This is a genomic window from Thermohalobaculum xanthum (assembly GCF_016623495.1).
Taxonomy (GTDB): domain Bacteria; phylum Pseudomonadota; class Alphaproteobacteria; order Rhodobacterales; family Rhodobacteraceae; genus Thermohalobaculum; species Thermohalobaculum xanthum.
The window spans coordinates 100,825-126,825 of sequence record NZ_JAEHHL010000009.1 but is presented as its reverse complement, the minus strand read 5'-3'; the positions used below and the strand labels follow the sequence as shown (position 1 = coordinate 126,825).

General features: G+C 69.2%; 24 protein-coding genes and 2 tRNA genes. 14 read left to right on the top strand and 12 right to left on the bottom strand.

Going from position 1 to position 26,001, the window contains the following annotated elements; all coding sequences use genetic code 11:
• Nucleotides 1-142 precede the first annotated feature (142 nt).
• The 4 genes from gltB to H0I76_RS15305 are packed head-to-tail and all read right to left on the bottom strand — an operon-like array spanning nt 143 to nt 7,230.
• Complete coding sequence (gltB, locus tag H0I76_RS15320) at nt 143-4,675, bottom strand: glutamate synthase large subunit (RefSeq protein WP_200611540.1); 4,533 nt, start codon at nt 4,673-4,675, stop codon at nt 143-145.
• The gene (locus tag H0I76_RS15315; protein ID WP_200611538.1) at nt 4,672-5,331 is read right to left on the bottom strand and encodes a hypothetical protein; all 660 of its coding nucleotides are present in this window, start codon (nt 5,329-5,331) and stop codon (nt 4,672-4,674) included. Before H0I76_RS15315 ends, gltB begins: the two co-directional genes overlap by 4 nt.
• Complete coding sequence (locus H0I76_RS15310) at nt 5,331-5,792, bottom strand: GFA family protein (RefSeq protein ID WP_200611536.1); 462 nt, start codon at nt 5,790-5,792, stop codon at nt 5,331-5,333. Before H0I76_RS15310 ends, H0I76_RS15315 begins: the two co-directional genes overlap by 1 nt.
• A 4-nt stretch (nt 5,793-5,796) precedes the next feature.
• Nucleotides 5,797-7,230, bottom strand: a complete 1,434-nt coding sequence (locus H0I76_RS15305; protein WP_200611534.1) for an NAD(P)-dependent oxidoreductase — start codon at nt 7,228-7,230, stop codon at nt 5,797-5,799.
• Nucleotides 7,231-7,550: 320 nt separating this feature from the next.
• On the opposite strand from H0I76_RS15305, the gene H0I76_RS15300 reads away from it, so the two are divergent.
• Nucleotides 7,551-8,357: an undecaprenyl-diphosphate phosphatase gene (locus tag H0I76_RS15300; protein ID WP_200611532.1), complete on the top strand. Its 807-nt coding sequence runs from the start codon at nt 7,551-7,553 to the stop codon at nt 8,355-8,357.
• A 5-nt stretch (nt 8,358-8,362) separates the two neighbouring features.
• On the opposite strand, the gene H0I76_RS15295 is transcribed toward H0I76_RS15300, so the two are convergent.
• Nucleotides 8,363-9,322 carry a complex I NDUFA9 subunit family protein gene (locus H0I76_RS15295; protein WP_200611530.1) on the bottom strand — a complete coding sequence of 320 codons (960 nt, stop codon included), beginning with the start codon at nt 9,320-9,322 and terminating at the stop codon, nt 8,363-8,365.
• A 210-nt stretch (nt 9,323-9,532) separates the two neighbouring features.
• On the opposite strand from H0I76_RS15295, the gene H0I76_RS15290 reads away from it, so the two are divergent.
• The 9 genes from H0I76_RS15290 (at nt 9,533) to ptsN (ending at nt 16,176) form a co-directional block, all read left to right on the top strand.
• Nucleotides 9,533-9,619 (top strand) — tRNA-Leu (locus H0I76_RS15290).
• Nucleotides 9,620-9,663: 44 nt separating this feature from the next.
• Nucleotides 9,664-10,275: a ribonuclease D gene (locus H0I76_RS15285; protein WP_200611529.1), complete on the top strand. Its 612-nt coding sequence runs from the start codon at nt 9,664-9,666 to the stop codon at nt 10,273-10,275.
• Nucleotides 10,276-10,410: 135 nt separating this feature from the next.
• On the top strand, nt 10,411-11,361 hold the full coding sequence (locus tag H0I76_RS15280; protein WP_325166470.1) for a KpsF/GutQ family sugar-phosphate isomerase: 951 nt from the start codon (nt 10,411-10,413) through the stop codon (nt 11,359-11,361).
• Entirely contained in the window at nt 11,354-12,025 is a 672-nt protein-coding gene (gene lptC, locus H0I76_RS15275; protein ID WP_200611527.1) for an LPS export ABC transporter periplasmic protein LptC, read from the top strand. The genes H0I76_RS15280 and lptC overlap by 8 nt, the downstream gene beginning before the upstream one ends.
• Nucleotides 12,026-12,066: 41 nt before the next feature.
• On the top strand, nt 12,067-12,579 hold the full coding sequence (gene lptA, locus H0I76_RS15270; protein ID WP_200611525.1) for a lipopolysaccharide transport periplasmic protein LptA: 513 nt from the start codon (nt 12,067-12,069) through the stop codon (nt 12,577-12,579).
• A 4-nt stretch (nt 12,580-12,583) separates the two neighbouring features.
• Complete coding sequence (gene lptB / locus H0I76_RS15265) at nt 12,584-13,336, top strand: LPS export ABC transporter ATP-binding protein (protein WP_200611512.1); 753 nt, start codon at nt 12,584-12,586, stop codon at nt 13,334-13,336.
• A 48-nt stretch (nt 13,337-13,384) separates the two neighbouring features.
• Nucleotides 13,385-14,878 carry an RNA polymerase factor sigma-54 gene (gene rpoN / locus H0I76_RS15260; protein WP_200611509.1) on the top strand — a complete coding sequence of 498 codons (1,494 nt, stop codon included), beginning with the start codon at nt 13,385-13,387 and terminating at the stop codon, nt 14,876-14,878.
• A 198-nt stretch (nt 14,879-15,076) separates the two neighbouring features.
• On the top strand, nt 15,077-15,664 hold the full coding sequence (gene hpf / locus H0I76_RS15255) for a ribosome hibernation-promoting factor, HPF/YfiA family (protein WP_200611506.1): 588 nt from the start codon (nt 15,077-15,079) through the stop codon (nt 15,662-15,664).
• A gap of 47 nt (nt 15,665-15,711) precedes the next feature.
• Nucleotides 15,712-16,176 (top strand): PTS IIA-like nitrogen regulatory protein PtsN, encoded by a 465-nt coding sequence (gene ptsN, locus H0I76_RS15250; RefSeq protein ID WP_200611503.1) that lies wholly within the window; start codon nt 15,712-15,714, stop codon nt 16,174-16,176.
• Nucleotides 16,177-16,281: 105 nt separating this feature from the next.
• On the opposite strand, the gene H0I76_RS15245 is transcribed toward ptsN, so the two are convergent.
• Nucleotides 16,282-16,509, bottom strand: a complete 228-nt coding sequence (locus H0I76_RS15245) for a DUF1150 family protein (RefSeq protein ID WP_200611499.1) — start codon at nt 16,507-16,509, stop codon at nt 16,282-16,284.
• 17 nt (nt 16,510-16,526) lie between these two features.
• Entirely contained in the window at nt 16,527-16,943 is a 417-nt protein-coding gene (locus H0I76_RS15240) for an Hsp20 family protein (protein WP_200611497.1), read from the bottom strand.
• A 71-nt stretch (nt 16,944-17,014) separates the two neighbouring features.
• Between H0I76_RS15240 and H0I76_RS15235 the strand changes: the two genes are divergently transcribed.
• Nucleotides 17,015-18,229: a YbfB/YjiJ family MFS transporter gene (locus H0I76_RS15235; RefSeq protein ID WP_407704276.1), complete on the top strand. Its 1,215-nt coding sequence runs from the start codon at nt 17,015-17,017 to the stop codon at nt 18,227-18,229.
• 106 nt (nt 18,230-18,335) lie between these two features.
• Here H0I76_RS15235 and H0I76_RS15230 read toward each other — a convergent pair whose 3' ends face one another.
• The 4 genes from H0I76_RS15230 to H0I76_RS15215 form a co-directional block, all read right to left on the bottom strand.
• Nucleotides 18,336-19,031, bottom strand: a complete 696-nt coding sequence (locus H0I76_RS15230) for an orotate phosphoribosyltransferase (RefSeq protein ID WP_200611494.1) — start codon at nt 19,029-19,031, stop codon at nt 18,336-18,338.
• Nucleotides 19,028-20,020 (bottom strand): dihydroorotase, encoded by a 993-nt coding sequence (gene pyrC / locus H0I76_RS15225; protein ID WP_234455372.1) that lies wholly within the window; start codon nt 20,018-20,020, stop codon nt 19,028-19,030. Before pyrC ends, H0I76_RS15230 begins: the two co-directional genes overlap by 4 nt.
• Nucleotides 20,021-20,364: 344 nt before the next feature.
• Nucleotides 20,365-20,440 (bottom strand) — tRNA-Ala (locus H0I76_RS15220).
• Between the two features lie 89 nt (nt 20,441-20,529).
• Entirely contained in the window at nt 20,530-21,006 is a 477-nt protein-coding gene (locus tag H0I76_RS15215; protein ID WP_200611491.1) for an FYDLN acid domain-containing protein, read from the bottom strand.
• Between the two features lie 208 nt (nt 21,007-21,214).
• Between H0I76_RS15215 and H0I76_RS15210 the strand changes: the two genes are divergently transcribed.
• Both H0I76_RS15210 and H0I76_RS15205 read left to right on the top strand, forming a co-directional pair.
• The gene (locus tag H0I76_RS15210) at nt 21,215-22,468 is read left to right on the top strand and encodes a polyhydroxyalkanoate depolymerase (protein WP_200611488.1); all 1,254 of its coding nucleotides are present in this window, start codon (nt 21,215-21,217) and stop codon (nt 22,466-22,468) included.
• 141 nt (nt 22,469-22,609) lie between these two features.
• Nucleotides 22,610-23,194 carry a M48 family metallopeptidase gene (locus H0I76_RS15205; RefSeq protein ID WP_325166464.1) on the top strand — a complete coding sequence of 195 codons (585 nt, stop codon included), beginning with the start codon at nt 22,610-22,612 and terminating at the stop codon, nt 23,192-23,194.
• Between the two features lie 38 nt (nt 23,195-23,232).
• On the opposite strand, the gene H0I76_RS15200 is transcribed toward H0I76_RS15205, so the two are convergent.
• Nucleotides 23,233-25,362, bottom strand: coding sequence for a transglycosylase domain-containing protein (locus H0I76_RS15200; protein WP_407704277.1), 2,130 nt, complete (start codon nt 25,360-25,362; stop codon nt 23,233-23,235).
• Between the two features lie 276 nt (nt 25,363-25,638).
• On the opposite strand from H0I76_RS15200, the gene H0I76_RS15195 reads away from it, so the two are divergent.
• A complete protein-coding gene (locus H0I76_RS15195; RefSeq protein WP_200611481.1) occupies nt 25,639-25,977 on the top strand; it encodes a P-II family nitrogen regulator in 339 nt (112 codons plus the stop codon).
• Nucleotides 25,978-26,001 lie beyond the last annotated feature (24 nt).

Here is a 26,001-nt window from a genome sequence, read left to right as displayed (position 1 = left end):
TCGCCGGGAGCGTACCTTTCCGGGCCGTCTTTCTTGCCATGCGCCGCTGCCTGTGCCGCCTCCCGCCGCAAGAAGACCGCCCCCGCCGCCGGAAGGCAACGGGGGCGTGTCGATTTTCGCGACGCCGTGGCGCGCGCGTGGCTCAGGCGGTCTCGGCCGCGGCCTCCTCGGTCAGCGGGCTCTCGAGGCGGCTGACCATCTCCTTCGGGCAGATCTGCCAGAAGTTGCCGAGATGCTCGGCCCAGTCGCGCAGGATCCCGGCAGCAAACTGCGAGCCGGTCTGGCGGGCATGCTCGGCCACCAGGTCGCGCAGCACCTCCTCCCAGTAGTCGGTGGCGATGCGCTGGACGACCACGGTCTCGGGGTTCACGAGCCGGCGGAAGGCGCCGGCCTCATCCAGCACGAAGGCCATGCCCCCGGTCATGCCGGCCGCGAAGTTGTCGCCGACGGGGCCGAGAATGACCGCGCGCCCGCCGGTCATGTATTCGCAGCCGTTGGAGCCGCAGCCCTCGACCACCACGTCGGCGCCCGAGTTGCGCACGCAGAATCGCTCGCCCGCGCGGCCTGCGGCGAAGAGCTTGCCCGCCGTGGCGCCGTAGAGGACGGTATTGCCGATGATCGTGTTCTTGTGCGCGACCAGCGGCGAGTTGAGCGGCGGGCGCACCGTGATGACGCCGCCCGACAGGCCCTTGCCGACATAGTCGTTGGCATCGCCCACCACCTCGAGCTTGAGACCGGGCGCGGCGAAGGCGCCGAGCGACTGGCCGCAGGAGCCTTCGAGCCGGATCGTCAGGTGGCCCTCCTGCAGCTGGTTGCGCATCCCGAACCGACGCACGATGTGGCTCGACACCCGGGTCCCGATCGTCCTGAGCGTGTTCTGGACCGAGTAATTGAGCTGCATCTTCTCGCCGTCCTTGAAGAACGGCCCGGCGTCCTTGACGATCTGGGCGTCGAGCGTGTCGGGCACCTCGGTGCGGCCGCGGCTGCGGTCGAGCTTGACCGACTCGCCTTCGTCGACCCGCACCAGCATCGGGTTGAGGTCGAGATCGTCGAGATGCGCGGCGCCGCGGCTGACCTGGGTGAGCAGGTCGGCGCGGCCGATCAGCTCGTCGAACGAGCGCACGCCGACCGAGGCCATGATCTCGCGCACCTCCTCGGCCATCAGCGTGAAGAGGTTGACGACCTTGTCGGCCGTGCCGGTGAACCTCTCGCGCAGGGCCGGGTCCTGGGTGCAGACGCCCACCGGGCAGGTGTTCGACTGGCACTGGCGGACCATGATGCAGCCCATCGCGATCAGCGCGGCGGTGCCGATGCCGAACTCCTCGGCCCCCATCATCGCCGCGATCACGATGTCGCGCCCGGTGCGCAGGCCGCCATCGGTGCGCAGAGTCACCCGCCCGCGCAGATCGTTGAGCGCCAGCACCTGGTGGGCCTCGGTCAGGCCCATCTCCCAGGGCAGGCCGGCATACTTGATCGAGGTCTGGGGCGAGGCGCCGGTGCCGCCGTTATGCCCCGAGATCAGGATCACGTCGGCCTTGGCCTTGGCCACGCCCGCCGCGATCGTGCCCACGCCGGTGGCTGACACCAGCTTCACGCAGACCTTGGCCTCGGGGTTGATCTGCTTGAGGTCGTAGATCAGCTGCGCGAGATCCTCGATCGAGTAGATGTCGTGATGCGGCGGCGGCGAGATCAGCGTGACCCCGGGCGTCGAGTGCCGGAGCTTGGCGATCATCTCGGTGACCTTGAAGCCGGGCAGCTGGCCGCCCTCGCCGGGCTTCGCGCCTTGGGCGATCTTGATCTCGAGCTCGGCGCAATGGTTGAGGTATTCCGCCGTCACGCCGAAGCGGCCCGAGGCCACCTGCTTGATCTTGGCCGAGGGGTTGTCGCCGTTCGGCTCGGGGTGGAAGTGCTTGGGGTCTTCGCCGCCCTCGCCGGAATCCGACTTGGCGCCGATCCGGTTCATGGCGACGTTGAGGGCCTTGTGCGCCTCGGGGCTGAGCGCGCCCAGCGACATGCCGGGCGTCACGAAGCGCTTGCGGATCGAGGTGATCGACTCGACCTCCTCGAGCGGCACGGGCCGGCCCATCGGCTTGAAGTCGAGCAGGTCGCGCAGATGGATCGGCGGCTGCGAGCGCATCGCCTCGGAGTAGCGCTTCCAGGCGGTGTAGGAGTTCGCTGCGACCGCGTTCTGCATCGCGTGGATGACCTGCGCGCCCCAGGCATGGGCCTCGCCCTTGCGGCGCGCCTTGTAGATGCCGCCGATCGGCAGCATCTCGGTCCGCTCGTCCCAGGCCCGGGCGTGGAGCGCGCGCAGCTTGGTCTCGATACCGGCGATGCCGATGCCCGAGATGCGCGAGGGCATTCCGGGGAAGAACTCGGCCACCACGGCACGGCTCAGGCCCACCGCCTCGAAGTTGCAGCCGCCGCGATAGGACGAGATCACCGAGATCCCCATCTTCGACATGATCTTCAGCAGGCCCTGATCGACCGCCTGGCGGAAGTTGGCGACCGCCTGCTCGACCGTGATGTCGCCCAGCAGGCCACGCTTGACCCGGTCGGCAATCGATTCCTGCGCCAGCCAGGCGTTGACCGTGGTCGCGCCGACGCCGATCAGCACCGCGAAGTAGTGCGGGTCGATGCACTCGGCCGAGCGGACATTGAGCGAGCAGAAGGTGCGCAGCCCGTGCTTGGTGAGCCAGCTATGCGCCGCCGAGGTCGCGAGGATCATCGGCATGGCGATACGCTCGCCGCCCGAGGCCTCGTCGGTCAGCACGACATGGCCGCAGCCAGCGCGCACCGCCTCCTCGGCCTCGGCCCGGACCCTGTTCAGATGGGCGCGCAGCGCGCGCGGCCCGTCATCGGCGGGGAAGGTGCAGTCGATCACGCGGTAGCTCTCGCCGAAGGCCGCGATCATCTTGGCGTACTGCCCGTTCGACACGACCGGGCTTTCGAGCGTGATGATCTCGGTCTGGCTCGAATCCTGGTCGAGCACGTTCTTGAGGTTCCCGAACCGCGTCTTGAGGCTCATCACGCGGTGCTCGCGCAGGCTGTCGATCGGCGGGTTGGTGACCTGGCTGAAGTTCTGCCGGAAGAAGTGGCTGAGCGGACGGTAGTGATCCGACAGCACCGCCGCCGGGGTGTCGTCGCCCATCGAGCCGATGGCCTCCTTGGCGTCCTCGGCCATGGGATGGAGGATTGCCTCGAGCTCCTCGACCGTGTAGCCCGCCGCGATCTGGCTGCGGCGCAGGGCCTCGCCCTCGAGGCTCGCGGGCTCGCGCAGCGTCTCGAGATCGGCCGAGAGATCGGTGATCTTCTCGATCCATTCGGCATAGGGACGCTCGGCGGCGAGCTCGTCCTTCAGTTCGGCGTCGTGCAGCACGCGGCCGCGGCCCATGTCGACCGCCAGCATCTGCCCCGGGCCCAGCGCGCCCTTCTCGCGCACCGTGGCCTCGTCGGCCGGAACCATGCCGACCTCGGAGCCCGCGATCACCAGCCCGTCGCCGGTGATGACGTAGCGCATCGGCCGCAGCCCGTTGCGGTCGAGGCCGGCGACGACCCAGCGCCCGTCGGTCATGGCCAGCGCCGCGGGGCCGTCCCAGGGCTCCATCACCGCGTTGGAATAGGCATACATCGCGCGCCAGGACTCGGGCATGGTCTCGTCGCTCGACCAGGCCTCGGGCACCAGCATCGTCTTGGCCATCGGCGCGGTGCGCCCGGCTCGGACCATCACCTCGAACACCGCGTCGAGCGCGGCCGAGTCGGACGAGCCGTTCGGCACGATCGGCTTGATGTCCTCGGCCAGCTCGCCGAACGAGGTCGAGGCCATGCGGATCTCGTGGCTCCGCATCCAGTTCAGGTTGCCCTTGAGCGTGTTGATCTCGCCGTTGTGGGCGAGCATGCGGAAGGGCTGGGCCAGCCACCACTGCGGGAAGGTGTTGGTGGAATAGCGCTGGTGGTAGATGGCGAAGGCCGAGACGAAGCGCTCGTCCTTGAGGTCGGGATAGAACTCGGCGACCTGCTCGGCCAGCATCATGCCCTTGTAGATGATCGAGCGGCAGCTGAGCGAGCAGATGTAGAACCCCGCGATCTGTGCCGCGACGACGGCCTTCTCGACCCGGCGGCGGATCACGTAGAGCTCGCGCTCGAAGGTTTCCTCGTCGACGCCCTTCGAGTTCGAGATCAGGATCTGCTCGATCGCCGGGCGGGTCGCGTTGGCCTTCTGGCCAAGGACGTTGATGTTCACCGGAACCTGGCGCCAGCCGTAGATGTAGTAGCCGAGGCGCAGGACCTCCTGCTCGACGATGGTGCGGCAGGTCTCCTGCGCGCCGAAATTGGTGCGCGGCAGGAACACCTGGCCCACGGCCAGAAGCGCGTCCGAGGGCTCGTGCCCGGTGCGCCGGACCTGCTCGCGGAAGAACTCGACCGGGATCTCGGTGTGGATGCCGGCGCCATCGCCGGTCTTGCCGTCGGCATCGACGGCGCCACGGTGCCAGACCGCCTTGAGCGCGGCGATGCCGTGCTCGACCACCTGCCGGCGCGGCTTGCCGTCGACCGCGCAGACCAGGCCGACGCCGCAGGAGGCGTGCTCCTCCTCGGGCAGGTACATGCCTGTCCGGGCAAGCTCCGCGCTCCGCGCCTCGTAGTTCTCGAGCCAGTCGTTCAGGGTCCTGGTCATTGCGTGGCTCCTTGGTTCTGCAGCCGCAGCGTGATCTGAAACTCTTGATGCAGGTCGGCCGAAAACGACACCGACGATGGAAGCGAGACATGCGAGACGACCGGGTCGCCGAGATCCGTTTCGACCCTGAAATTCGCCGGGTCGATCTTGTAAGCTGGAGGTTCGATCGGCATCGGAGGGCCGTCGTAGGTAACGACGAAGCGCTGCGGCCCGTCATCGGCGTCAACGGTCACATGCGCTTTCAACGAAAGGAGCACCTTCCCGGAAGGCACCACGCATCCCCTGTATTCGACCATCATAATCGCAGGAATACGTCCCACGACTTTACCGATGCTGGTACCATACCGCTTTGGTGTTTCATGGAAATTCTCAAGGATGATGCCTTTCCGCACGCGGATGGGATTTTGCCAGGGCAGGCGTCTGACGTCCGCCCTGGCCTCGATCTGGCTCGTCACCGTTTCGATCCAGCCGACAACGTCGCCGCAGAGCTCGGGATCGACCAGCTCGGTCGAGGTGCTGCCCACATTGGCAACGCCCCTCACCCGCTCGACGGTATAGTCAAACCTCGCCTCCGCCGCGTGGACGGATGTCGCGCCGATGAAGACCGCACAGGCGGCGGCGAGGCGAGCGCGCAGGTATCTCCATCGGGGCGCCATCACGCGTCCTTCTCCCCCGCGCCGAACATCGCAAAGATCTCAGGTCCGGTCAGGCATTTCGTCGGCTCGGCAAAGCTGTAGAAACCGGGCTTCTCGTCGGTGAAGACCTGCAGCGCGAAGTCCGGCTCGCCCAGGTCCTCGATGGTGAAGGTGTTGAGGTAATGCGCGCCCGTCTCGACCAGCCGGTAGAACAGTGCCGTGCCGCAGCGCGTGCAGAAGCCGCGCTCGGCCCAGTCGGACGAACGGTAGGTGCCGACCGGTGCGCCCTCGGCAAAGGTGACGTTCTCGGGCTCGCAGACGAAATAGGGGCCGCCCGACCAGCGCCGGCACATCGCGCAATGACAGGCGCTGACCCGCACCGGCCGCTCGGCGGTGAAAGTGACCGCGCCGCAGAGGCAGCGTCCCGTCGCCGTCGCGGGCGCGGCTCCCTGCTCGGTCGCCGATACGGGTCCCGCGGACATCATCTCACTCCGCCGCCATCGCCACGGCCGCGTCGAAGCGCGCGAGCATGGCATCGGCCGCCTCGCGCCCGTCGCGGATCGCCCAGACGACGAGCGAGGCACCGCGCACGATGTCGCCCGCCGCGTAGACCCCGTCGAGCGCCGTCTCGTGCGTGCGGAAATCGGCCTTGATCGTACCCCAGCGGGTGACGTCGAGCCCCTCGACGTCCCAGAGCTTGGGCAGGTCCTCGGGCTCGAAGCCGAGCGCCTTGATCGCGAGCTCGCAGCCTTCCGTGTATTCCGAGCCCGGGATCTCCTCGGGCACCTGGCGCCCGGTGGAATCGGGCGCGCCGAGGCGCATGCGCACGGCCTTCACGCCGGTCACGCGCTGGTCCGAGGTGAAGCCCTTCGGGGCGGTGAGCCAGACGAACTCGACCCCCTCCTCCTCGGCATTCTGAACCTCGCGCTGGCTGCCGGGCATGTTCGCGCGGTCGCGGCGGTAGAGGCACTTGACCGACCTGGCGCCCTGCCGGATCGCGGTGCGCACGCAGTCCATCGCGGTATCGCCGCCGCCGATCACCACGACGCGCTTGCCGTCGGCATTCAGCGTGCCGTCGTCGAACTCGGGCACCGCGTCGCCACAGCCCTTGCGGTTCGAGGCGGTGAGGAAATCGAGTGCCTGCACGATTCCGGGCGCGCCCGAGCCGGGGCCGCCGATGTCGCGGGTCTTGTAGACGCCGGTCGCGATCAGGATGGCGTCGTGGACCAGGCGGATCTCGTCGAAGCTCTTGCTCGCGCCGATGTCGCAGTTCATCACGAAGCGCACGCCGCCCTTCTCGAGCTGCTCCCAGCGGCGCAGGACGACCTCCTTTTCCAGCTTGAAGCCGGGAATGCCGTAGATCATCAGACCGCCCGCGCGGTCGTAGCGGTCATAGACCGTCACCTGCACGCCGGCCCGGCGCAGCCGCTCGGCGCAGGCGAGGCCGGCCGGGCCCGCCCCGATGATGCCGACCGACTCGGTGCGCTCGCGCCGGGGCGCGGGGGCCTCGATCCAGCCTTCGTCCCAGGCGGTCTCGGTGATGTACTTCTCGATCGCGCCGATCGTCACCGTGCCGTGGCCCGACTGCTCGATGACGCAGTTGCCCTCGCAGAGCCGGTCCTGCGGGCAGATGCGGCCGCAGATCTCGGGGAAGGTGTTGGTGTCCGAGGAAAGGCGGTAGGCCTCTTCCATCCGGCCCTCGGCCACGGCCTTGAGCCAGTCGGGGATGTTGTTGTGCAGCGGGCAGCCCGACTGGCAGAAGGGGACGCCGCACTGGCTGCACCGCGCCGCCTGCTCGGCCGCCTTCTCGCGCGCGAATTCGCGGTAGATCTCGTCGAAGTCATGCGCGCGTTCGGCCGCGGCCCGCTTCTGGGGCATCTCGCGCTCGCGCGAGATGAACTTGAGCATCTTCTGAGCCATCCGGCCTGTCCTCCCGTGACGGAACCCTGCCTCAGGGCGGTTGCGCCTGGCGGAAAACTTCACGCCCGGTGCGCACCGTCCTTGGACGAAGTCCGGTGCTAGGGGATACATGAAGGGGTTTCGGATTAAAAGTCATAATTACTGACCTATAAACCGGAAAATTTGTCGCGACCGCCTTCGGGCCCGCGTCGACAGCATATTTTATGTCAATAATTTTGACCTAAGTTTCCCATTGCCTTTGAAGACCGGGAATTTACCACTGTCGCAACGGAAAAATTCCGGCATGGGTGCGCGGCGTCGCCGCGAATCAGGGTGGCTGCATGGCGCTCTTCGACATCATCATGCTCGCCCTGATCCAGGGCGTGACCGAGTTTTTGCCGATCTCGTCCTCGGGGCACCTGATCCTCTGGCCGCTGCTTACCGGGCGCCCCGACCAGGGGCTGATGATGGACGTGGCCGTGCATCTGGGCACGCTCGTCGCCGTGTGCATCTATTTCCGGCGCGATGTCGGGGTGCTGGCCCGGGGCGTCGGCCATGTCGCGGCCGGGCGCCCGCGCACGCCGCAGGCGCGCATGGCGCTGCTGATCGGGCTTGCCACGCTGCCGGCGATGGCAGCGGGGCTGGCAATCAAGCTGATGGGCTGGGACGATGGCCTGCGGGCGCTGGCGGTGATCGGCTGGGCGACGCTCGTCGGCGGCGTCGCGCTATGGCTTGCCGACCGGCTGGGCAGCGGGCGCCGCACCGGCGAGGGCTGGGGGCTGCGGGACGCGCTGCTGATGGGGCTGGCGCAGGCTCTGGCGCTGGTTCCGGGCACCAGCCGGTCCGGGGTCACGATGATGGCAGCGCGCGCGCTGGGCTTCCGCCGTGACGAGGCGGCGCGGATCTCGCTGCTGATGGCGGTGCCGGTGATCTTGGCCGCCGTCGGGCTCGAGACCGTCGAGCTTGCGCGCAGCGGCACGATCGCGATCGGCGCCGAGCTTCTTCTGGGCGCGGCGCTGTCCTGCGCCGCGGCGCTGGGCGCGCTGAGCGTGATGATGCGGATGTTCCGCGGGTCCTGGACGATGACGCCCTTCGTCCTCTACCGGCTCGCGCTGGGCGCGATCCTTCTGACGCTGGCCTATGGCTGAGGCGCTCAGGCCTGGCCGTTCTCGGTCAGGCGCGAGTACTGGCCATAGGGGCGGTAGGGATAGAGATAGGTTTCGATGATGCCCTCGGCGGCCTTGGGCTGGATGCCCAGCGCCTCGAAGCCCCGCGCGCCCTCGGCCACCACGTTGTCGCGCTCGAGCAGGCGGACCTGGTCCTCGGTCAGCGGCGGGTTGGGCAGGAGCGAGAGCACCTTGCCCTTCAAGCGGCCGATGAAGAAGGGAACGTCGGCGATCAGCCGGCGACGCCGGATCACCTTCAACGTCAGCGCCACCAGTTCGCGGAAGCTGTAGATGCGTGGCCCGCCCAGCTCGTAGACGCCCGGCTCGGCCTCGCCGACCACTGCGCGCGCCGCGGCATCCGCCACGTCCTGCACCCAGACCGGCTGGAAGCGCGTCTCGGCGCCCACGACCGGCACCACGGGCGAGAGCCGGGCCATCGCCGCGAAACGGTTGAAGAAGCCGTCCTCGGGCCCGAACACGACCGAGGGCCGCAAGACCACCGCCTCGGGGAAGGCCGCGCGCACGCCCGCCTCGCCCGCGGCCTTGGTGCGGGCGTATTCGGACGGGCTCTCCGGATCGGCGCCGATGGCCGAGATCAGCACGAAGCGCGCGGCGCCGGCCGCCTTGGCCAGGCGCGCGGCGCGGGCGGGGCCTTCGGCCTGCACCGCCTCGAACCGGTTTGCGCCCGACTCGAAGAGCACGCCCACCGAGTAGACGACCACCTCCGCGCCCGCGATCACGCGCGCAACCGAGGCCTCGTCGCGGACATTGCACTGCACCGGCTCGACCTGGCCGACGACGCCATAGGGCTTGACGAACATCGCCTCGTTCGGGCGGCGGCAGGCGACGCGCACGCGCCAGCCGCGCCGCGCCATGTTCTGCGCGATGTAGCGGCCGACGAAGCCGGACCCGCCGATGATCGTGACCAGGGGGGCATTCTCGGTCATGGGCGCTCAACCTCGGTACTGATGCCGCCCAGGGGCGGCGCGGGCTTCATGCGGGCATCACAGGCCGTTCCGTTCATCCGATAGCGGCTCGGCCGGGCACGGGCAAGGGATCGCTTGGCCGCAGGCCGCGTCAAAGCCACCGCGAGGGCCGTTGACAGCGCCCTTCGGCGCGGTTAGATGACCCACGCGCCGCAAGGCGAGCGGTTCCGGGCCCAGGTGGCGGAATTGGTAGACGCGCTGGCTTCAGGTGCCAGTGGCCGAAAGGTCGTGGAAGTTCGAGTCTTCTCCTGGGCACCACGCCGCTCGCAGACGATGACGAAGAAGAAGGCGCCGCGCCGAGGATGAGCGTCACTCTCCACAAGGGGGATCTGCCGGACGGGCTCGATCTGGGCCCGGTCGTGGCGATCGACACCGAGACGATGGGCCTCAACCCCCATCGCGACCGGCTCTGCCTCGTGCAGCTCTCGGCCGGCGACGGCACGGCGCACCTCGTGCAGATCGCCATGGGCCAGACGGAGGCGCCGAATCTGGCGCGGATGCTCGCGGACCCTGCGGTCGAGAAGCTCTTTCATTTCGGCCGTTTCGACATCGCGGTGCTGGCGCATGCCTTCGGCGTCGTGGCGCGTCCGGTCTACTGCACCAAGATCGCCTCGAAGCTGGTGCGCACCTTCACCGACCGGCACGGGCTTCGATACCTGTGCCAGGACCTGATCGGGGTCGACATCTCGAAGCAGCAGCAAAGCTCGGACTGGGGCGCGGAGACGCTGAACCAGGCGCAGCTCGATTACGCGGCCTCGGACGTGCTCTACCTGCACCGGCTGAAGGCCGAGCTGGACACGCGCCTTGCGCGCGAGGGCCGGACGGAGGTCGCCCAGGCCTGCTTCCGTTTCCTGCCCGATCGGGCCATGCTGGATCTGGCCGGCTGGCCCGAAGAGGACATCTTCGCGCATTAGGCCCGCCCGGAGGCCGCCGGGAATGATCCCGGCATGCCCCCGTCCCGGCCGCGCGGGAAAGGAGTGCCCGTGACGCTCGCAGAGACCCACCAGGGCGAGGCCCTTGCCGAGGCCGAGGCCGCGCGTGCCCGCGCCATCGAGACCGGCCGCCGCGTGCTGGCGACCGAGGCCGAGGCGCTCGCGCTCTATTCGGGCACGCTGGACGATTCCTTCGCCGACGCGGTCGACCTGATCATGTCGATCGAGGGCCGGGTGATCTGCTCGGGCATGGGCAAGTCGGGCCATGTCGCCCGCAAGATCGCCGCGACGCTGGCCTCGACCGGCACGCCCGCGCAGTTCGTGCACCCCGCCGAGGCGAGCCATGGCGACCTGGGCATGGTGACCCAGAAGGACGTGGCGCTGGTGCTGTCGAACTCGGGCGAGACGCGCGAGCTGGCCGATATCGTCGCGCATACCCGCCGCTTCTCGATCCCGCTGATCGGCGTCGCCAGCCGTCCGGGCTCGGCACTGCTGCGCGCGGCCGATATCGCGCTGGTGCTGCCGCAGGCCCGCGAGGCATGCTCGGTGGGCCTTGCCCCGACCACCTCGACGACACTGACCATGGCGCTGGGAGATGCACTGGCGGTGGCACTGATGGAGCGGCGCGAGTTCACGCCTGAGCGCTTCGCGATGTTCCACCCCGGCGGAAAGCTTGGGGCGCAGCTGGTCAAGGTCTCGGACGTCATGGCCAAGGCCGAGGCGCTGCCGCTGATCGCCGAGACGACGCCGATGACCGAGGCGCTCCTGGTCATGACGCAGAAAGGCTATGGCGTCGCCGGAACGGTCGACGCCGCGGGCCGGCTGACCGGGATCATCACCGACGGCGACCTGCGCCGGAAGATGGAAGGGCTGCTCGAGCGCCGCGCCGACGAGGTGTCGACCCCGATGCCGCTGACGATCCGGCCCGACCAGCTCGCCCAGGAGGCGCTGGCGCTGATGAACAAGCGCAAGATCACCTGCCTCTTCGTCTGCGAGACGCCCCCGCCCGCCGCGCCGGTGGGCATCATCCACGTCCACGACTGCCTGCGCGCAGGCGTCGATGGCTGAGGGCGCGCCACCGCCGCGGGACGAGCGGCGCGCGGCGCGCGCGCTCGACCGGCGGCAGCGCTCGGTGCGGCGCCACTCGGTGATCGTGCGCTGGATGAAGGTGCTGCTGCCGCTCGCGGCGCTGGTGCTGGTGGGGCTGATCTTCCTGCAGGGGCGCGATCGCGGATCCGTCCAGGACCTGTTCACCGCGGAAGAGCTGGCGCGGCTCGGCGCCGGGCTGCGGCTCGAGCAGCCGCGCTTCGCCGGGGTGACCGAGGGCGGCGACCCCTATGTCGTGACCGCCGACTGGGCCCTGCCCGACAAGGCCATGCCCGAGGAGATCGAGCTCGAGAACCCCAAGGGCGAGCTCAACCTGCGCGACGGGCGGCAGGTGACCGCGACCGCGCTGACCGGCATGATGCGGCGCACCGCGCGCACCCTGACGCTGACCGGCGACGTCCTGATCCTGAGCAGCGAGGGCCACCGGATCGAGGCCGACGAGCTGCTGATCGACTTCGGCAACCGGCGCGCATCGACGCCCGGGCCGGTGCATGGCACCGGACCCGAAGGCAGCATCGATGCGGGGCGGTTCCATGCCGAGGCCGGCGAAGGGGGTTTGAGCCAGGCCCATATTTGGTTTGAAAACCGCGTGCGCGTGCTGTTCATTCCGTCGCAGGATGGCTAGGTTCGGGCACGCGTGCGGCGTGTCTTTGGGAGGATGACGTGGTGTTCAGCTCGACTCGGATTGCGCTTGTTGCGGCCGTTCTGGCCGTCGGCACCGCCGCCGCCCAGACCGAGAGCCCCTTCGGCGGCTTCAAGCATGATTCCTCCGCGCCGATCGAGATCACCTCGGACAGCCTCGAGGTGCAGCAGGCCAACAACCTCGCCATCTTCGCGGGCAGCGTGATCGCCGGGCAGGGCACGCTGCGGCTGACAGCCGACCGTGTCGCGGTTTCCTACACGCAGGACAAGGCGGACAGCGAGACCGGCGCCATCCAAAACATGCGCGCCGATGGCAACGTCTTCCTATCGAACGGGGCCGAGACGGCGCAGGGCAACTGGGCCGAATACGATGTCGCGAGCGGCATGGTGCGCATGGGCGGCAGCGTGGTGCTGACCCAGGGCGGCAACGCCATTTCGGGCGAGTCGCTGGTCATCGACCTCAATGTCGGCACCGGCAAGATCGAAGGCCAGGGCTCGGGGCGCGTGAAGAGCGTTTTCACCCCGAGCAAGAACTGAGCCGATGGCCGCGCCCTCACAGGTTCGCGCCGTGCAGGAAGGGCTGGTCATCACCGGCCTCGGCAAGTCCTACCGCCGGCGGCCGGTGGTGCGGGATGTGTCGTTCTCGCTCAGGCGCGGCGAGGCGGTCGGCCTGCTCGGCCCGAACGGCGCCGGAAAGACCACCTGCTTCTACATGGTCATCGGGCTGGTGCCGTGTGACGCCGGCTCGATCGTGGTCGACGGCATCGATGTCAGCCTGCTGCCGATGTACCGCCGCGCGCGGATGGGGCTGGGCTACCTTCCGCAGGAAGCGTCGATCTTCCGCGGCCTCTCGGTCGAGGACAACATCCTCGCGGTGCTGGAGCTGGTCGAGCGCGACGCGATGAAGCGCCAGCGGCGGCTCGAATCGCTGCTCGCCGAGTTCTCGATCACCCATCTGCGCCGCACCCCCGCCTCGGCGCTGTCGGGCGGCGAGCGCCGGCGTGTCGAGATCGCGCGCTGTCTCGCCACCAACCCGTCCTACGTGCTGCTCGACGAGCCTTTCGCCGGCATCGACCCGATCGCCGTGGGCGAGATCCGCGAGCTGGTCGGCCACCTCAAGGAGCGCGGCATCGGCGTGCTGATCACCGACCACAACGTCCGCGAGACGCTTGAGATCATTGACCGGGCATACATCTTGCATGATGGTCATGTCCTGATGAGCGGCACGCCGGATGAAGTGGTGCGCGACGAGAACGTCCGCCGCGTCTATCTGGGGGAAGGCTTCCGCATCTGACGGCGCCCTTCCCCGGTCCGGTCACGCGGCGGCGGAATGGCGAGAGGGATGGTGCAGGGACCCCGGCTCGAGCTGAGGCAGAGCCAGCAGCTGGTGATGACGCCGCAGCTGCAGCAGGCGATCCGGCTGCTGCAGATGTCGAACATCGAGCTTGCCGCCTTCGTCGAGCGCGAGATCGAGACCAACCCGCTGCTGGAGCTCGCCAAGCATGAGGGCGCGCCCGCCGCCGAGCCCGCCGCCGAGCCCTCGGACGGCCCGAGCGCGCCCGACGGACCGCCGGGCGACGATCCGGCCCGGGCGGCCGAGGTCTTCGACACCGGGGCCGAGAACCTGTTCGACGCCGATGCGCCGTCGCCGCGGCGCGAGGCATGGGACATGCCCGGGCCGGTCGGCGCGGGCGGGCGCGGCGCCAGTCCCGGCTTCGACACCGAGCCGCCGGGCGGGCGCGAGATCGCGGCGGCGCCGAGCCTGCAGGAGCATCTGCTGGCGCAGATCGGCCAGATGCGGGCGCCGCCCCTAAGGCACATGCTGGCCGCACACCTGGCGCATCAACTCGACGACGACGGCTTCCTGCGCACCGCCACGGCCGAGATCGCCGAGCGGCTCGACGTCGACGAGGCCGAAGTCGCGGCGGCGCTCGACCTCGTGCAGGCCTGCGAGCCGACCGGTGTGGGCGCGCGCGGGCTGGCCGAGTGCCTGGCGCTGCAGCTGGCCGAGCGCAACCGGCTCGACCCCGCGATGCGCTGCCTCGTCGACCATCTCGACCTGGTCGCTCGCGGCGAGCACCGCCGCCTGCGCAAGCTCTGTGGCGTCGATGCCGAGGACTATGCCGAGATGCTGGCCGAGCTGCGCGCCCTCGACCCGCGCCCCTGTTCGGGCTACGCGCGCGAGCCTGTGGCCACGGTCGTTCCCGACGTGCTGATGCGCCGGCTTGCCGATGGCGGCTGGCAGATCGAGCTCAACGCCGAGACCCTCCCGCGCGTTCTGCTCGACCGGCGCTATGCCGCGCGGCTGGCGGGCGGCGGGGCCGAGGTCGAGACCTGGCTTGCCGACCGGCGCGCCGAGGCGAACTGGCTGATCCGCAGCATCGACCAGCGCGCCCGCACGATCCTGAAGGTCGCGACCGAGATCGTGCGCCACCAGCAGGCCTTCTTCGACACCGGGATCTCGGGCCTCAAGCCGCTGACGCTGCGCATGGTGGCGGACGCGACGGGGCTGCATGAATCGACGGCCAGCCGGGTGACCTCGAACAAGTACATCGCCACGACGCGGGGCGTCTTCGAGCTCAAGTTCTTCTTCACCAACGCCGTCGGCGGGGCGACCGGCGGCGAGGATGGCGTCGCCGCCGAGGCGGTGCGTCACCGGATCCGGGCCCTCGTCGACGCCGAACCCGCCGACGCGATCCTCTCGGACGACACCATTGTCGAGATGCTGCGCGCCGAGGGCATCGACATAGCCCGGCGCACCGTCGCGAAATACCGGAACGCGCTGCGCATCCCGTCGTCGGTCGAGCGCCGGCGGCAAAGGAGCATGGCCAGCTGAGTCGCGCCGCTACGATGTTCGTTTCACGAACAAAGGATTCGCGGTTATCATTGACCGGTGATGAGTCGGTGTTTAAGTAGCGCGTCTTTCCAGTTCGGGCCGCACCACGCAGTGGCGCGGGAGACGGCCGATGGGCGGGGAAAGCAGGAGAAGGCCGGGCATCCAGCGGAAGCCGGCCCGGAGAATGCTGGAGACAATATGCACATCACCGTTTCGGGGAAGCACATCGACATCGGCGATGCGCTGCGCAGCCATGTCGAGGACCGGCTGGATTCGGCCGTCGCGAAGTATTTCGACCGCGCCGTGGGTGCGGGCGTCGTCTTCTCGAAGGATGCGCGGAACTTCTTCAAATGCGATGCGTCGGTCGACCTGTCGACCGGCCTGCACGCGCAGGCGCAGGCGCAGGCCGACGACATCTATGCCGCATTCGAGCAGGCGGTCGACCGGATCGAGAAGCAGGTGCGCCGCTACAAGCGCCGCCTGAAGAATCATCATCAGAACCATCGTGAAGAGGGCCTGATCCCGGCCCAGGCCTATGTTCTGGCCGGGGCCGAGGACGATGACGCCGGCGCCGACGACGCGACCGATCAGCCCGTCATCATCGCCGAGACGCGCACCGAGATCGGCACTCATTCGGTGGGCGACGCGGTGATGCGCATGGAGCTTGCGCATGCGCCGTTCCTGATCTTTCGCAATGAATCGAACGGGCGGCTCAATGTCGTGTTTCGGCGTGACGACGGCAACATCGGCTGGATCGACCCGGAATTCGCGGCCGAGCGCGCCTGAGCGTGGCGCGTGGCGCCGGAGACTGATTTGAGGGTGGGTGACACCGAATGGAACTGACCGAACTCGTCACGCGCGAGGCCGTGTTCGCGTCCCTGAAGGCCTCGAGCAAGAAGCAGGTCCTGCAGGAAATCGCGAATCGCGCCCGTGACGCCTATGGGCTGACGGCGCGCCGGGTCTTCGAGGGGCTGATCGCACGCGAGAAACTGGGCTCGACCGCCATGGGCTATGGCGTCGCGATCCCGCATGCCCGCATCGAGGGCCTCGACCGGATCGTCGGCGTCTTTGCCCGGCTCGAGCGGCCGGTGGACTTCGAGGCGGCGGATGGCGAGGCAGTAGATCTCGTCTTCGCACTGCTCGCGCCCGAAGAGGCCGGGGCCGATCACCTCAGGGCGCTGGCCCGGGTCTCGCGCTTCCTGCGCGATGCCGAGGCGCGCGCCAAGCTGCGGCAGACCGACCGCGCGGACGCGCTCTATGCGCTCCTGACCGAGCCGTCGACCTCGCGCGCCGCCTGATCACGCGGTGCCGCCCGCCCGGCACGGGGCTGGCACGACCACCCGGAACACGAAAGGCCCGGCGCGACCCATGCGCCGGGCCTTCGTCATTCGCGGCCAGCGGCCTCAGTGCACGCTGTGCGGCTCGAAGTCGTTGCGGCGCGCCAGCGCGAAGGCGAGCTTGCGGTCCGGCGTGAGGGCGAGCTGGTTGCCCGCCTCGTCATGCAGGGCATAGATCGGCCCGGGCGCGCGCTTGAGCTCGTCGGGCAGCGTCTCGCGCTGCGCCTCGCGGACATAGACGATTGGCTGCCCTGACGCGGCGGGGAAAGCCTTCGGATTGGTCTTGTCGGTCATTTCACGCACTCCTTTGCTCAGCCGGCCCGCCCGATCCGGATGGTCTGCACCGTCGCCTCGGGCACGCGCCGCACGAGGTCGACATGAAGCAGGCCGCGATCGAGCTCGGCACCGGAAACCTCGAGACGGTCCGCCAGCACGAAGCTGCGCTGGAACTGGCGCGCGGCGATTCCGCGATAGAGGAACTCCCGCTCGGCCCCGTCATCGACCTGTCGACCTCGGATCACGAGGTTGTGGTCCTCGACCGTCACCGAGAGGTCGCTCTCGGCGAAGCCCGCAACGGCGAGGGTGATGCGGAAGGCGTTCTCGCCCCGCTGCTCGATGTTGTAGGGCGGATACCCGTCCGATCCGGACTTGCTGACGCGTTCGACCATGCGGTCGAGCTCGTCGAAGCCGAGCAGGAACGGGTGTGACGCAAAGGACATGCGCGACATGTCAGACGGTCCTCGGTTGCCAAGCGACGTCTCGCCGGGGCCCGGTCATCGGCACCCCGGATGCGAAAGATATGGGTCCGTGTTGCGGTCTTCGCAATAGCGGCAAGCCGCCGGGGGCGCTAACGTCCGGCCCGATGCGGAGCGACAAGTCCCCCTTAGCGATCGCCCTCGGCGGCTTCCTGGCCCTTGCTGCGGCGATGGGCATGGGCCGATTCCTTTATACGCCCGCGCTGCCGATGATGGCCCCGGCCGGGCTCGGTCCCGCCGAGGCGGGGCTGGTCGCGAGCGCGAATTTCGCGGGCTACCTGGCGGGTGCCCTGGCCGCGAGCCTGCCCGGCCTGTCGGCGCATGCGCGCGGCCTGATGCTGGGCGCGCTGGTCGCAAGCGGCGTCACGACGGCGGCGATGGCGGGCACGGGCTCGATCTGGATCTGGGCCGCGCTGCGCTTCGGGGGCGGCGTGGCCAGTGCTTTCGTGCTGGTGATGGCCTCGTCGCTGATCGTGGCGCGGCTGAACGCGAAGGGGCGGGGCGCGCTTGCCGCCGTCCATTTCGCGGGTGTCGGCGCGGGGATCGCGGCCTCGGCCCTGATCGCGGCGCCCTTCGTCGCGGGCGCCGAGGCGTGGCGGCAGGTCTGGCTGACCGGCGGGGCGCTCAGCCTGGGCGCGGCCGCGGCGGTGGCGTTGCTCGTGCCCGGAGACGGCGGAGCACCGCGCGGCGCCGGCGGGGACGCGCGGCGCAGGTCGCCCGGGATCTGGCGGCTGGTGCTGGCCTATGCCGCGCTGGGCTTCGGCTATGTGATCACCGCGACCTTCATCGTCGCGATCCTCCGCGACGGACCTTCGGGGCGCATCGGCGAGATGCTGGTCTGGCTGGTCGTGGGCCTCGCCGCGATCCCCTCGGTGTGGTTCTGGTCGCGTATCGCTGCGCGCTTCGGCACGGTTCGTGCCTACCAGGCGGCGATGCTGGTCGAGGCCGCGGGCGTCGCTCTGAGTGCGGTGGCGTCCGGCACGGTCGCGCTGGCGCTGGCCGCCGCCGCGCTGGGCGGGACCTTCATCGGCCTGACAGCGCTCGGCCTGCAGGAGGCCGCGCGGCGCGCGGGCGGCGACGGCCGGGCCGTGATGGGCCTGATGACCGCCGCGTTCGGGCTGGGCCAGATGATCGGGCCGGCGGTGGCGGGCTGGATGCGCGATGCGACCGGCAGCTATGCCGGCCCCAGCCTGATCGCCGCGGGCGTGCTGGTGGGCGGGGCGATGGTGGCCGCACCCCTGGCACGCGACGAGACCTAGCTGAGGCCGCCCGCGCTTCGCGCCGCCCAACCCTCGCTTTCACGCGTGAAAATGAGGTCAGATCATTGAAACATATATGTTTTCGGAGTCGCCCTCGCGATCCGCGTCAGATCGAGGTCTCGCCCTTTCCGCCGTTGGCGGCGGACCATTCCAGCGGCCGGTCGAGGAAGGCCTCGACCTGGTCCATGGTCGCGGTGTCGAAGTAGTCGCCCGCGCGCGCCTCGGCCAGCACGTCGCGCCAGGTCGCGAGGTAGTGCAGCCCGATCCCCTGGTCGGCCAGGCGCTGCGGCACCTCGGGGAAGATGTCGTAGTAGAACACCACGATGGTGTGGGCGCATTCACCACCCGCCTTGCGGATCGCCTCGACGAACTTGACCTTCGAGCCGCCATCGGTGGTCAGATCCTCGACCAGCAGGACGCGCGCGCCCTCGCTCAGCTGGCCCTCGATCTGGGCGTCGCGGCCGAAGCCCTTGGGCTTCTTGCGGACATAGAGCATCGGCAGGCCGAGGCGCTCGGCGATCCAGGCGGCGAAGGGGATGCCGGCGGTCTCGCCGCCCGCGACGGCGTCGAACCGCTCGTAGCCCGCCTCGCGCATCAGCGTGGAGCAGGCGAAATCCATCGCCGCCGCGCGGATGCGCGGGAACGAGATCAGCTTGCGGCAGTCGATGTAGACCGGGCTCGCGAGGCCCGAGGTCAGCATGTAGGGCGGGTTGGCGCGGAAATGCACGGCGCCGATCTCGAGCAGCATCCTGGCGACTTCGCGCGCCATCACGCTGCGGTCGGGCATGGCGGTGGGGATCACTGGCTGGGCTCCTCTTCCACCCGCCATGTCAGCGGGAAGCCGGGGTCGAACACGGTGACGGTGTCGGCGCCGACCTCGATCTCGGAGGGGACGAGGCCGAGGGTACCGTCCTTCACGAGGCGGATGCTCGATGCGCTCGGCGGCAGCCGGTAGAACGCCGGGCCGTTCAGCGAGGCGAAGTCCTCGAGCCGGTCGAGCGCGCCTTCCTCGTCGAAGACCTGGGCCGCGAGCGCGATGGCGTTCGGCGCGGTGAAGCAGCCGGCGCAGCCGCAGGGCTGCAGCTTGGTCGCGTCGGTATGCGGAGCCGAATCGGTGCCGAGGAAGAACCGCCCGTCGCCCGAGACGGCGGCGGCGCGCAGAGCGAGGCGGTGGGCCTCGCGCTTGGCGACCGGCAGGCAGTAGTAATGCGGGCGAATGCCGCCGGCGAGGAGGTGGTTGCGGTTGATCACCATGTGGTGGACCGTCAGCGTCCCGGCGATGCCCCGGCCGCCCTCCTGCACATACTCGACGCCTTCCTTGGTGGTGACGTGCTCGAGCACGACCCTGAGCCCGGGCACCCGCCGGCGCAGGGGTTCGAGCACGCGCTCGAGAAACACCGCCTCGCGGTCGAAGATGTCGACCTCGGGGTCGGTAACCTCGCCATGCACGCAGAGCGGCAGCCCGATCTCGGCCATGCGCTCGAGCACGGGGAGCACGCGCTCGATGTCGCGCACCCCCGAGGCGGAATTGGTGGTGGCGCCGGCTGGGTAGAGCTTGACCGCCGTCACCAGTTCCGAGGCGGCGGCCGCGGCCACGTCATCGGGGTCGGTCGTCTCGGTCAGGTAGAGGGTCATCAGCGGCTGAAAGTCCGAGCCGGGCGGCAGGGCATCCATGATCCGCTGGCGATAGGCCGCGGCGTCCGACGCGGTGACGACGGGCGGAACAAGGTTCGGCATGATGATGGCGCGCCCGAAATGCGCCGCCGTCCAGGGCAGCACCGCCGCCAGCATCGCGCCGTCGCGCAGATGCAGGTGCCAGTCATCCGGCCGCCTGATCGTCAGTTCCGTCACCGCCCGGCCCCCGTCCCAGCCCGCGTCCCCAAGATCGATGCGCGCGGCCCGTGCCGGTACCAGGCGCCCTCGCCGCACCTGACAGAAGCGCAACCCTTGCGTCAAGTCCGCCCGACGCCGCATCGAGGGCGGCGGCGCGACGGGGCGCAGAAGGCGCAATCAGACGTGTCGAAGGGGGATGGTCACAGGGACGAGAGCTCGTGCCGAATGCGGGCCGCGCAGGGCCGGAACGCGAAAGGGCCGCTCGTGGCGGCCCTTGGCGTGTCGATCCGGCGGCTGTGTCTTGGTGGAGCCAAGGGGAGTCGAACCCCTGACCTCTTGAATGCCATTCAAGCGCTCTCCCAACTGAGCTATGGCCCCCAAGACTCGGCGCCTTTCGGCGTGCGCGGAACATAGGGAGGTGGGCGCGGTGGTTCAAGCGAAAACTTGAGCCGGATCCGCGCCCGGGATCACTCCTCTCCCGCGCCCTTCGGCTTGACGTCGTCGAGGGGAAGATCGTCTTCCTCTTCCTCCTCGTCGACGAGGAGAACGTCCGAGTCGAACTCTTCCTCGTCGTCGTCGGCAATGTCGTCGTCGATGACATCGTCGTCGTCATCGCCAGCGCTGGCCGACTTGGCCTTGGGCGTGGTGACCTCGTCCTCGTCGTCGTCATCGGCGATCACCAGATCGTCGTCGGTGTCGTCATCGTCGACCGCGTCGTCGTCATCGTCGTCGAGCGCGTCGTCGTCATCGTCGATCAGATCCTCGTCATCCTCGACCACCGCGGCCGCCTTGGCCGCCGGCTTGCCGCGCTTGACGCGCGTGACGGTCGAGATATCGAACTGCGACCCGCAGCTCGGGCACAGGATCGGATCGCGCATGAGGTCGTAAAACCGCGCGCCGCAGGTCTGGCAGGTGCGCTTCACGCCCCATTCCGGATTCGGCATCTGGACCACCCCTTTGACGGACCATGTGTCGTTTGAAGAAGGCGCCCTTGCCACAGAACCGGCGATCTTGTCAAAGCCTATTGCCCGCCCAAGTGGCACACGGGCGCCTGCGGCTCATTGTGCAGTTGCGAAGAAGCCCTTGCCGGGGGATGCATCGGCGCGTAATCTGTCACAAAATCGCAGAATACCGGATCCGGGGGACACGGAAGTGCTTTATCACGCATACGAGATGACCCATGCCGCGATGGGTCCGATGCGCACGGCGGCACGGATGTCGTCCCAGGCGCTGCGAAATCCCTTCTTCCCGCTGCGCGAGGCGCTGCCCTTCCGCGCGACCGCGGCGGCCTTCGAGATGTTCGTCAACGCGACCAAGCGTTATGGCAAGCCGGAGTTCGGGATCGAGGAAGTCGAGATCTCGGGCGAGGCGGTCCCGGTGATCGAGGAGGTCGTGCTCTCGAAGCCGTTCTGCCAGCTCGTGCACTTCAAGCGCAACGCCACCGTCGCCGAGGCGCGCAATGACCCCAAGGTGCTGATGGTCGCGCCGATGTCGGGCCACTTCGCCACGCTGCTGCGCGGCACGGTCGAGGCGATGCTGCCCGAGCACGAGGTCTACATCACCGACTGGACGGACGCGCGCGACATCCCGGTTTCGGACGGTCGCTTCGACCTGGCCGACTTCGCCGATTACATCTCGGAATTCTGCCGGTTCCTGGCGAAGGACGGCGAGCGCGTCACCGTGATGGCCGTCTGCCAGCCGGGGGTGCCCTGCATGGCCTCGGCCGCGATGATGGCCGAGGACGGCGACGCCGCGCGGCCCGCGACCCTGATCCTGATGGGCAGCCCGATCGACACCCGCATCAGCGAGACCGAGCCCAACCGGCTGGCGACGACCCGGCCGATCTCGTGGTTCGAGAAGAACATGATCGTCATGGTGCCCTGGCCGAACCGCGGGTTCCTGCGGCGCGTCTACCCGGGCTTCCTGCAGCTGTCGGGCTTCATGTCGATGAATCTCGACCGCCATGTCGACGCCCATGTCGACCAGTTCCGCAACCTGGTGCGCGGCGACGGCGACTCGGCGGCGGCGCACCGCGCCTTCTATGACGAGTACTTGGCAGTGATGGACCTGTCGGCCGAGTTCTACCTGCAGACGGTCGAGGAGGTGTTCCAGAAGCACTCGCTGCCCAAGGGTGAGCTGACGCTGCGCGACCGTCCGATCCGGCCCGCCGCGATCCGCGACACGGCGCTGATGACCATCGAGGGCGAGAAGGACGACATCACCGGCCGCGGCCAGACCGAGGCGGCGCTGGCGCTGTGCGAGAACATTCCCGAGGCCAAGAAGTTCCACTACACCCAGCCCAAGGTCGGGCATTACGGCGTGTTCAACGGCTCGCGCTTCCGGATGCATATCCAGCCGAAGATCCGCGATTTCATCCGCGCCAACCGCAAGATGGTCCGGGGTTGAAGCCCGCGCGCGGTCGCGCCAGTCTCGACGCCATGCCCGCCGACCGGATCGCGCTTTCGCACCTGCCCGTCGCCGTGCGCCTCAAGGTGAGCGCGCGCGCGGCGCTTCACGTTGCGGCTGGGCGCGCCGGGCGAGGACGCGGTGCTGACCCTTCCGCCATGCGTGCCGCGCCGCGAGGCCGAGGATTTCTTGGAGCGCCATGCCGGCTGGCTCGAGCGCGCTCTGGCGCGCCAGCCCGAGGGGGTCCGGGTTGGTCACGGCGTGCAGCTGCCGGTGGGCGGCAGTCTTCTTGAGATCGTCGCCGCCGAGGGCCCGCGACGGGCGCCGCGGATCGAGGGCGGACAGCTGGTCCTGGCCGGGCACGGGACGGCCGGGCCGCGCATCGCGGCATGGCTGCGCGAGCAGGCCCGGGCGGTGCTGGTGCCCGCGGCGCAGGCTTACGCCGGGACGCTCGGCCGCAAGGTGCAGGGCGTGGCGCTGCGCGACACCCGCTCGCGCTGGGGATCGTGCTCGTCCACCGGGCGGCTGAGCTTTTCCTGGCGGCTCGCCATGGCCCCGCCCGAGGTGCAGGACTATGTCGCCGCGCACGAGGCGGCGCATCTTGTCGAGATGAACCACGGGCCGCGTTTCTGGGCGCTGGTCGAGCGGCTTCGGCCGGACCATCGGGCCGAGCGGGCGTGGCTCAGGGACGAGGGCCGCAGGCTCCACGCCTTCCGCTTCGACTGATTGCGGTTGGGCTGACCGGGCCTCCGCGGCTGCCGGGCTCAGCGGTCCGAGGCGCGGCCGGGCCGGAAATCGCCGCCGCCGCCACCGCCGCTCCGGGTGTCGCCGCCGCCCAGCAGTCCGCGCAGCACGTCGTTGAACACGCGCTCGACCACGGTGTCGCGACCGCGGCCGAATTCCTCGGCAAGGATGACCGAGGACGGCTCGGGCGTCACGATATCGAGGGGCTTGGGTTCGATGCCGTCCTGGATGGCGGTCATCGCCTCGCGCCAGATCTCGGCGGGCAGGCCGCCGCCGGTCACCCCGGTCAGCGGCGTGTTGTCGTCATTGCCCATCCAGACGCCGGTCACGTAGTCGGCGGTGAAGCCGATGAACCACGCGTCGCGGGCGGCCTGGGTGGTGCCGGTCTTGCCGGCGGCCTCGTGTGCGGGCAGGCGCGCGCGGCGTCCCGTGCCCGCCTCGATCACCTCGCGCATCATGTAGGTCAGCAGCCCCGCCGAGCGCGGCGAGATCACCTGCGCGCCGCTGCCGGCATCACCGCGCATAAGCGGCAGGTCGTCGCCGCGCAGGCGAATCTCGCTGATGCCGTAGGGCGCGGCCGAACGGCCCGCATTGGCGATGGTGGCGAAGACGCCGGTCATGTCGACCAGCGTGGCCTCGGAGGTGCCAAGTGCCACCGCGGGCCCCGGCGCGATCGGCGAGGTGATGCCCATGCGCGTGGCGAGCTCGGCCACCCGCTCGCGCCCGACCTGTTCCGAGACTCGCACAGCGACCGTGTTGATCGAGTTCGCAAGAGCATCGGTCAGCGTCATCGGCCCGCGGAAGCGGTTGTCGTAGTTCGACGGCGACCAGTTGCCGATGGTCAGGGGCGCGTCCTCGACGATGTCGTTGGGCGACCAGCCGGCCTCGAGTGCGGCGGCGTAGACCACCGGCTTGAACGCGCTTCCGGTCTGGCGCAGCGCCTGGCTTGCGCGGTTGAACTGGCCGGCGGCATGCTCGCGGCCGCCGACAATGGCGCGCACCGCGCCATCGCGGCTCATCACCACGATCGCGGCCTGGGCGGTCGAGCCCTCCTTCACCTTCTCGTCGAAGACGCGGGCGAGCGCGGCCTCGGCCTTGCGCTGGATCTCGGGGTCGAAGGTGGTCGCCATGGTCACGTCCTCGGTCGTGTCCTTGGCGAGGAAGCCGGGCGCGGTTTCCATCACCCAATCGGCGAAATATCCGCCGGCGCGCGCGGCCGCCGCGGCGCTGAGCCGGGCGGGATTGGCCAGCGCCTCGGTCACCTGCGCCTGGGTGAGGTAGCCCTCCTCCTCCATCAGGCGGATGATGACGCTGGCGCGGCCCTGCGCCCGGTCGAGATCCGAGGTCGGCGCGTAGCGCGAGGGCGCGCGCAACAGGCCCGCGAGCATCGCTGCCTCGGCCGGCGTGAGGAGCCGCGCCGACTTGCCGAAGTAGCGCTGGCTCGCCGCCTCGAACCCGTAGGTTCCGGCGCCGAGATAGACCCGGTTGAGATAGATCGAGAGGATGTCTTCCTTGTCGTATTTCAGCTCGAGCGCCAGTGCCATCGGCACCTCCTTGAGCTTGCGCTCGAGCGAGCGCTCGGCGGTGAGGAAGACGTTCTTGGCAACCTGCTGCGTGAGGGTCGAGCCGCCCTGGACGATGCGCCCGGCCCGCAGGTTGACCAGCATCGCGCGCGCCAGCCCCCGGGGGTCGACGCCGGCGTGATCCCAGAAGCGGCGGTCCTCGGCCGAGACCACGGCGTGAATCAGGTGGGGCGAGACCTCGGTGGCGCGCAACTCGCCACCATACTGCTCGCCGCGCCAGGCGAAGACGTTGCCGTCGCGATCGAGCATGGTCACCGAGCCGCCGCCGCGCCCGTCGAAGAGAACGCCCGGCGCGGGAAGCTGGGTGTAGTAGTAGCCCGTCGCCAGCGCCAGCACCGCCGCGCCCACGAGACCAAGTCGCCAGAAGATGCGCCAGAGCAGGCCGAGGGTCCCCAGAACGACGAAGCGGACCGCCCGGCCAAGCGGCCCGGGGTCATTCGCCGGTTTCCTGCGGCTCGTCTCGCCCTTGCGCCTCGCGGGCTCCTGCTTCGTCTTGCCCTTGCTTCGGTCGGCCACGTGTCCCCCGGTGGCGGGTGCCGGATCCCGGCTTCGCTGCGTGCTAGATATGACCTGGCGTCCGCTGACGCCAGCCCGTGCAGGTGCATTGTGACAGATAGTGGGTGACTGTGGCGCGGTCGCAGGAATGCCTAAAATATGAGCATTGACGCGGCGCGATACGCGTGTTGCCGGGATTTTTTGCGCAAATCCTGAGCAGTATCACATGAACTGGGTCGAAATTCCCTTGAGTTTCAACCAATTTCCCGTCGATCCAGAAACTGGCACGGGTCTTGAATGTCACCCCCGCGAGTGATCCGCACGGTCACACGCAAGCTGGGGAGACAGATGAAACTCGTCATTGCCGTCATCAAACCCTTCAAACTCGAGGAGGTCCGCGAGGCCCTGACCGCGATCGGGGTTCAGGGACTCATGGTCTCGGAAGTGAAGGGGTATGGCCGCCAGAGCGGGCATACCGAGATCTACCGCGGCGCCGAATACGTCGTGAACTTCGTACCCAAGATCAAGATCGAGATCGTCGCCCCCGACGATCAGGTCGACCGGCTGGTCGAGACGATCGCCTCGACCGCCCGCACGGGCAAGATCGGCGACGGCAAGATCTTCGTCGTCAACGTCGAAGCGGCGGTGCGCGTGCGCACCGACGAACGCAACGAAGACGCGCTCTGAAGGCGCCGCGATCAGAAGAGAGCC

Excerpts from the sequence above, each read along its gene's own strand:
- hpf (WP_200611506.1), top strand. The coding sequence starts at position 15,077 with ATGCACATCACCGTTTCGGGGAAGCACATCGACATCGGCGATGCGCTG.
- H0I76_RS15245 (WP_200611499.1), bottom strand. The coding sequence starts at position 16,509 with ATGACCGACAAGACCAATCCGAAGGCTTTCCCCGCCGCGTCAGGGCAG.
- H0I76_RS15240 (WP_200611497.1), bottom strand. The coding sequence starts at position 16,943 with ATGTCGCGCATGTCCTTTGCGTCACACCCGTTCCTGCTCGGCTTCGAC.
- ptsN (WP_200611503.1), top strand. The coding sequence starts at position 15,712 with ATGGAACTGACCGAACTCGTCACGCGCGAGGCCGTGTTCGCGTCCCTG.
- H0I76_RS15300 (WP_200611532.1), top strand. The coding sequence starts at position 7,551 with ATGGCGCTCTTCGACATCATCATGCTCGCCCTGATCCAGGGCGTGACC.
- H0I76_RS15195 (WP_200611481.1), top strand. The coding sequence starts at position 25,639 with ATGAAACTCGTCATTGCCGTCATCAAACCCTTCAAACTCGAGGAGGTC.
- H0I76_RS15285 (WP_200611529.1), top strand. The coding sequence starts at position 9,664 with ATGAGCGTCACTCTCCACAAGGGGGATCTGCCGGACGGGCTCGATCTG.
- pyrC (WP_234455372.1), bottom strand. The coding sequence starts at position 20,020 with ATGCTGGCGGCGGTGCTGCCCTGGACGGCGGCGCATTTCGGGCGCGCC.
- H0I76_RS15310 (WP_200611536.1), bottom strand. The coding sequence starts at position 5,792 with ATGTCCGCGGGACCCGTATCGGCGACCGAGCAGGGAGCCGCGCCCGCG.
- rpoN (WP_200611509.1), top strand. The coding sequence starts at position 13,385 with ATGGTGCAGGGACCCCGGCTCGAGCTGAGGCAGAGCCAGCAGCTGGTG.
- lptC (WP_200611527.1), top strand. The coding sequence starts at position 11,354 with ATGGCTGAGGGCGCGCCACCGCCGCGGGACGAGCGGCGCGCGGCGCGC.
- H0I76_RS15235 (WP_407704276.1), top strand. The coding sequence starts at position 17,015 with ATGGGTCCGTGTTGCGGTCTTCGCAATAGCGGCAAGCCGCCGGGGGCG.
- H0I76_RS15215 (WP_200611491.1), bottom strand. The coding sequence starts at position 21,006 with ATGCCGAATCCGGAATGGGGCGTGAAGCGCACCTGCCAGACCTGCGGC.
- H0I76_RS15315 (WP_200611538.1), bottom strand. The coding sequence starts at position 5,331 with ATGGCGCCCCGATGGAGATACCTGCGCGCTCGCCTCGCCGCCGCCTGT.
- H0I76_RS15295 (WP_200611530.1), bottom strand. The coding sequence starts at position 9,322 with ATGACCGAGAATGCCCCCCTGGTCACGATCATCGGCGGGTCCGGCTTC.
- gltB (WP_200611540.1), bottom strand. The coding sequence starts at position 4,675 with ATGACCAGGACCCTGAACGACTGGCTCGAGAACTACGAGGCGCGGAGC.
- lptB (WP_200611512.1), top strand. The coding sequence starts at position 12,584 with ATGGCCGCGCCCTCACAGGTTCGCGCCGTGCAGGAAGGGCTGGTCATC.
- H0I76_RS15305 (WP_200611534.1), bottom strand. The coding sequence starts at position 7,230 with ATGGCTCAGAAGATGCTCAAGTTCATCTCGCGCGAGCGCGAGATGCCC.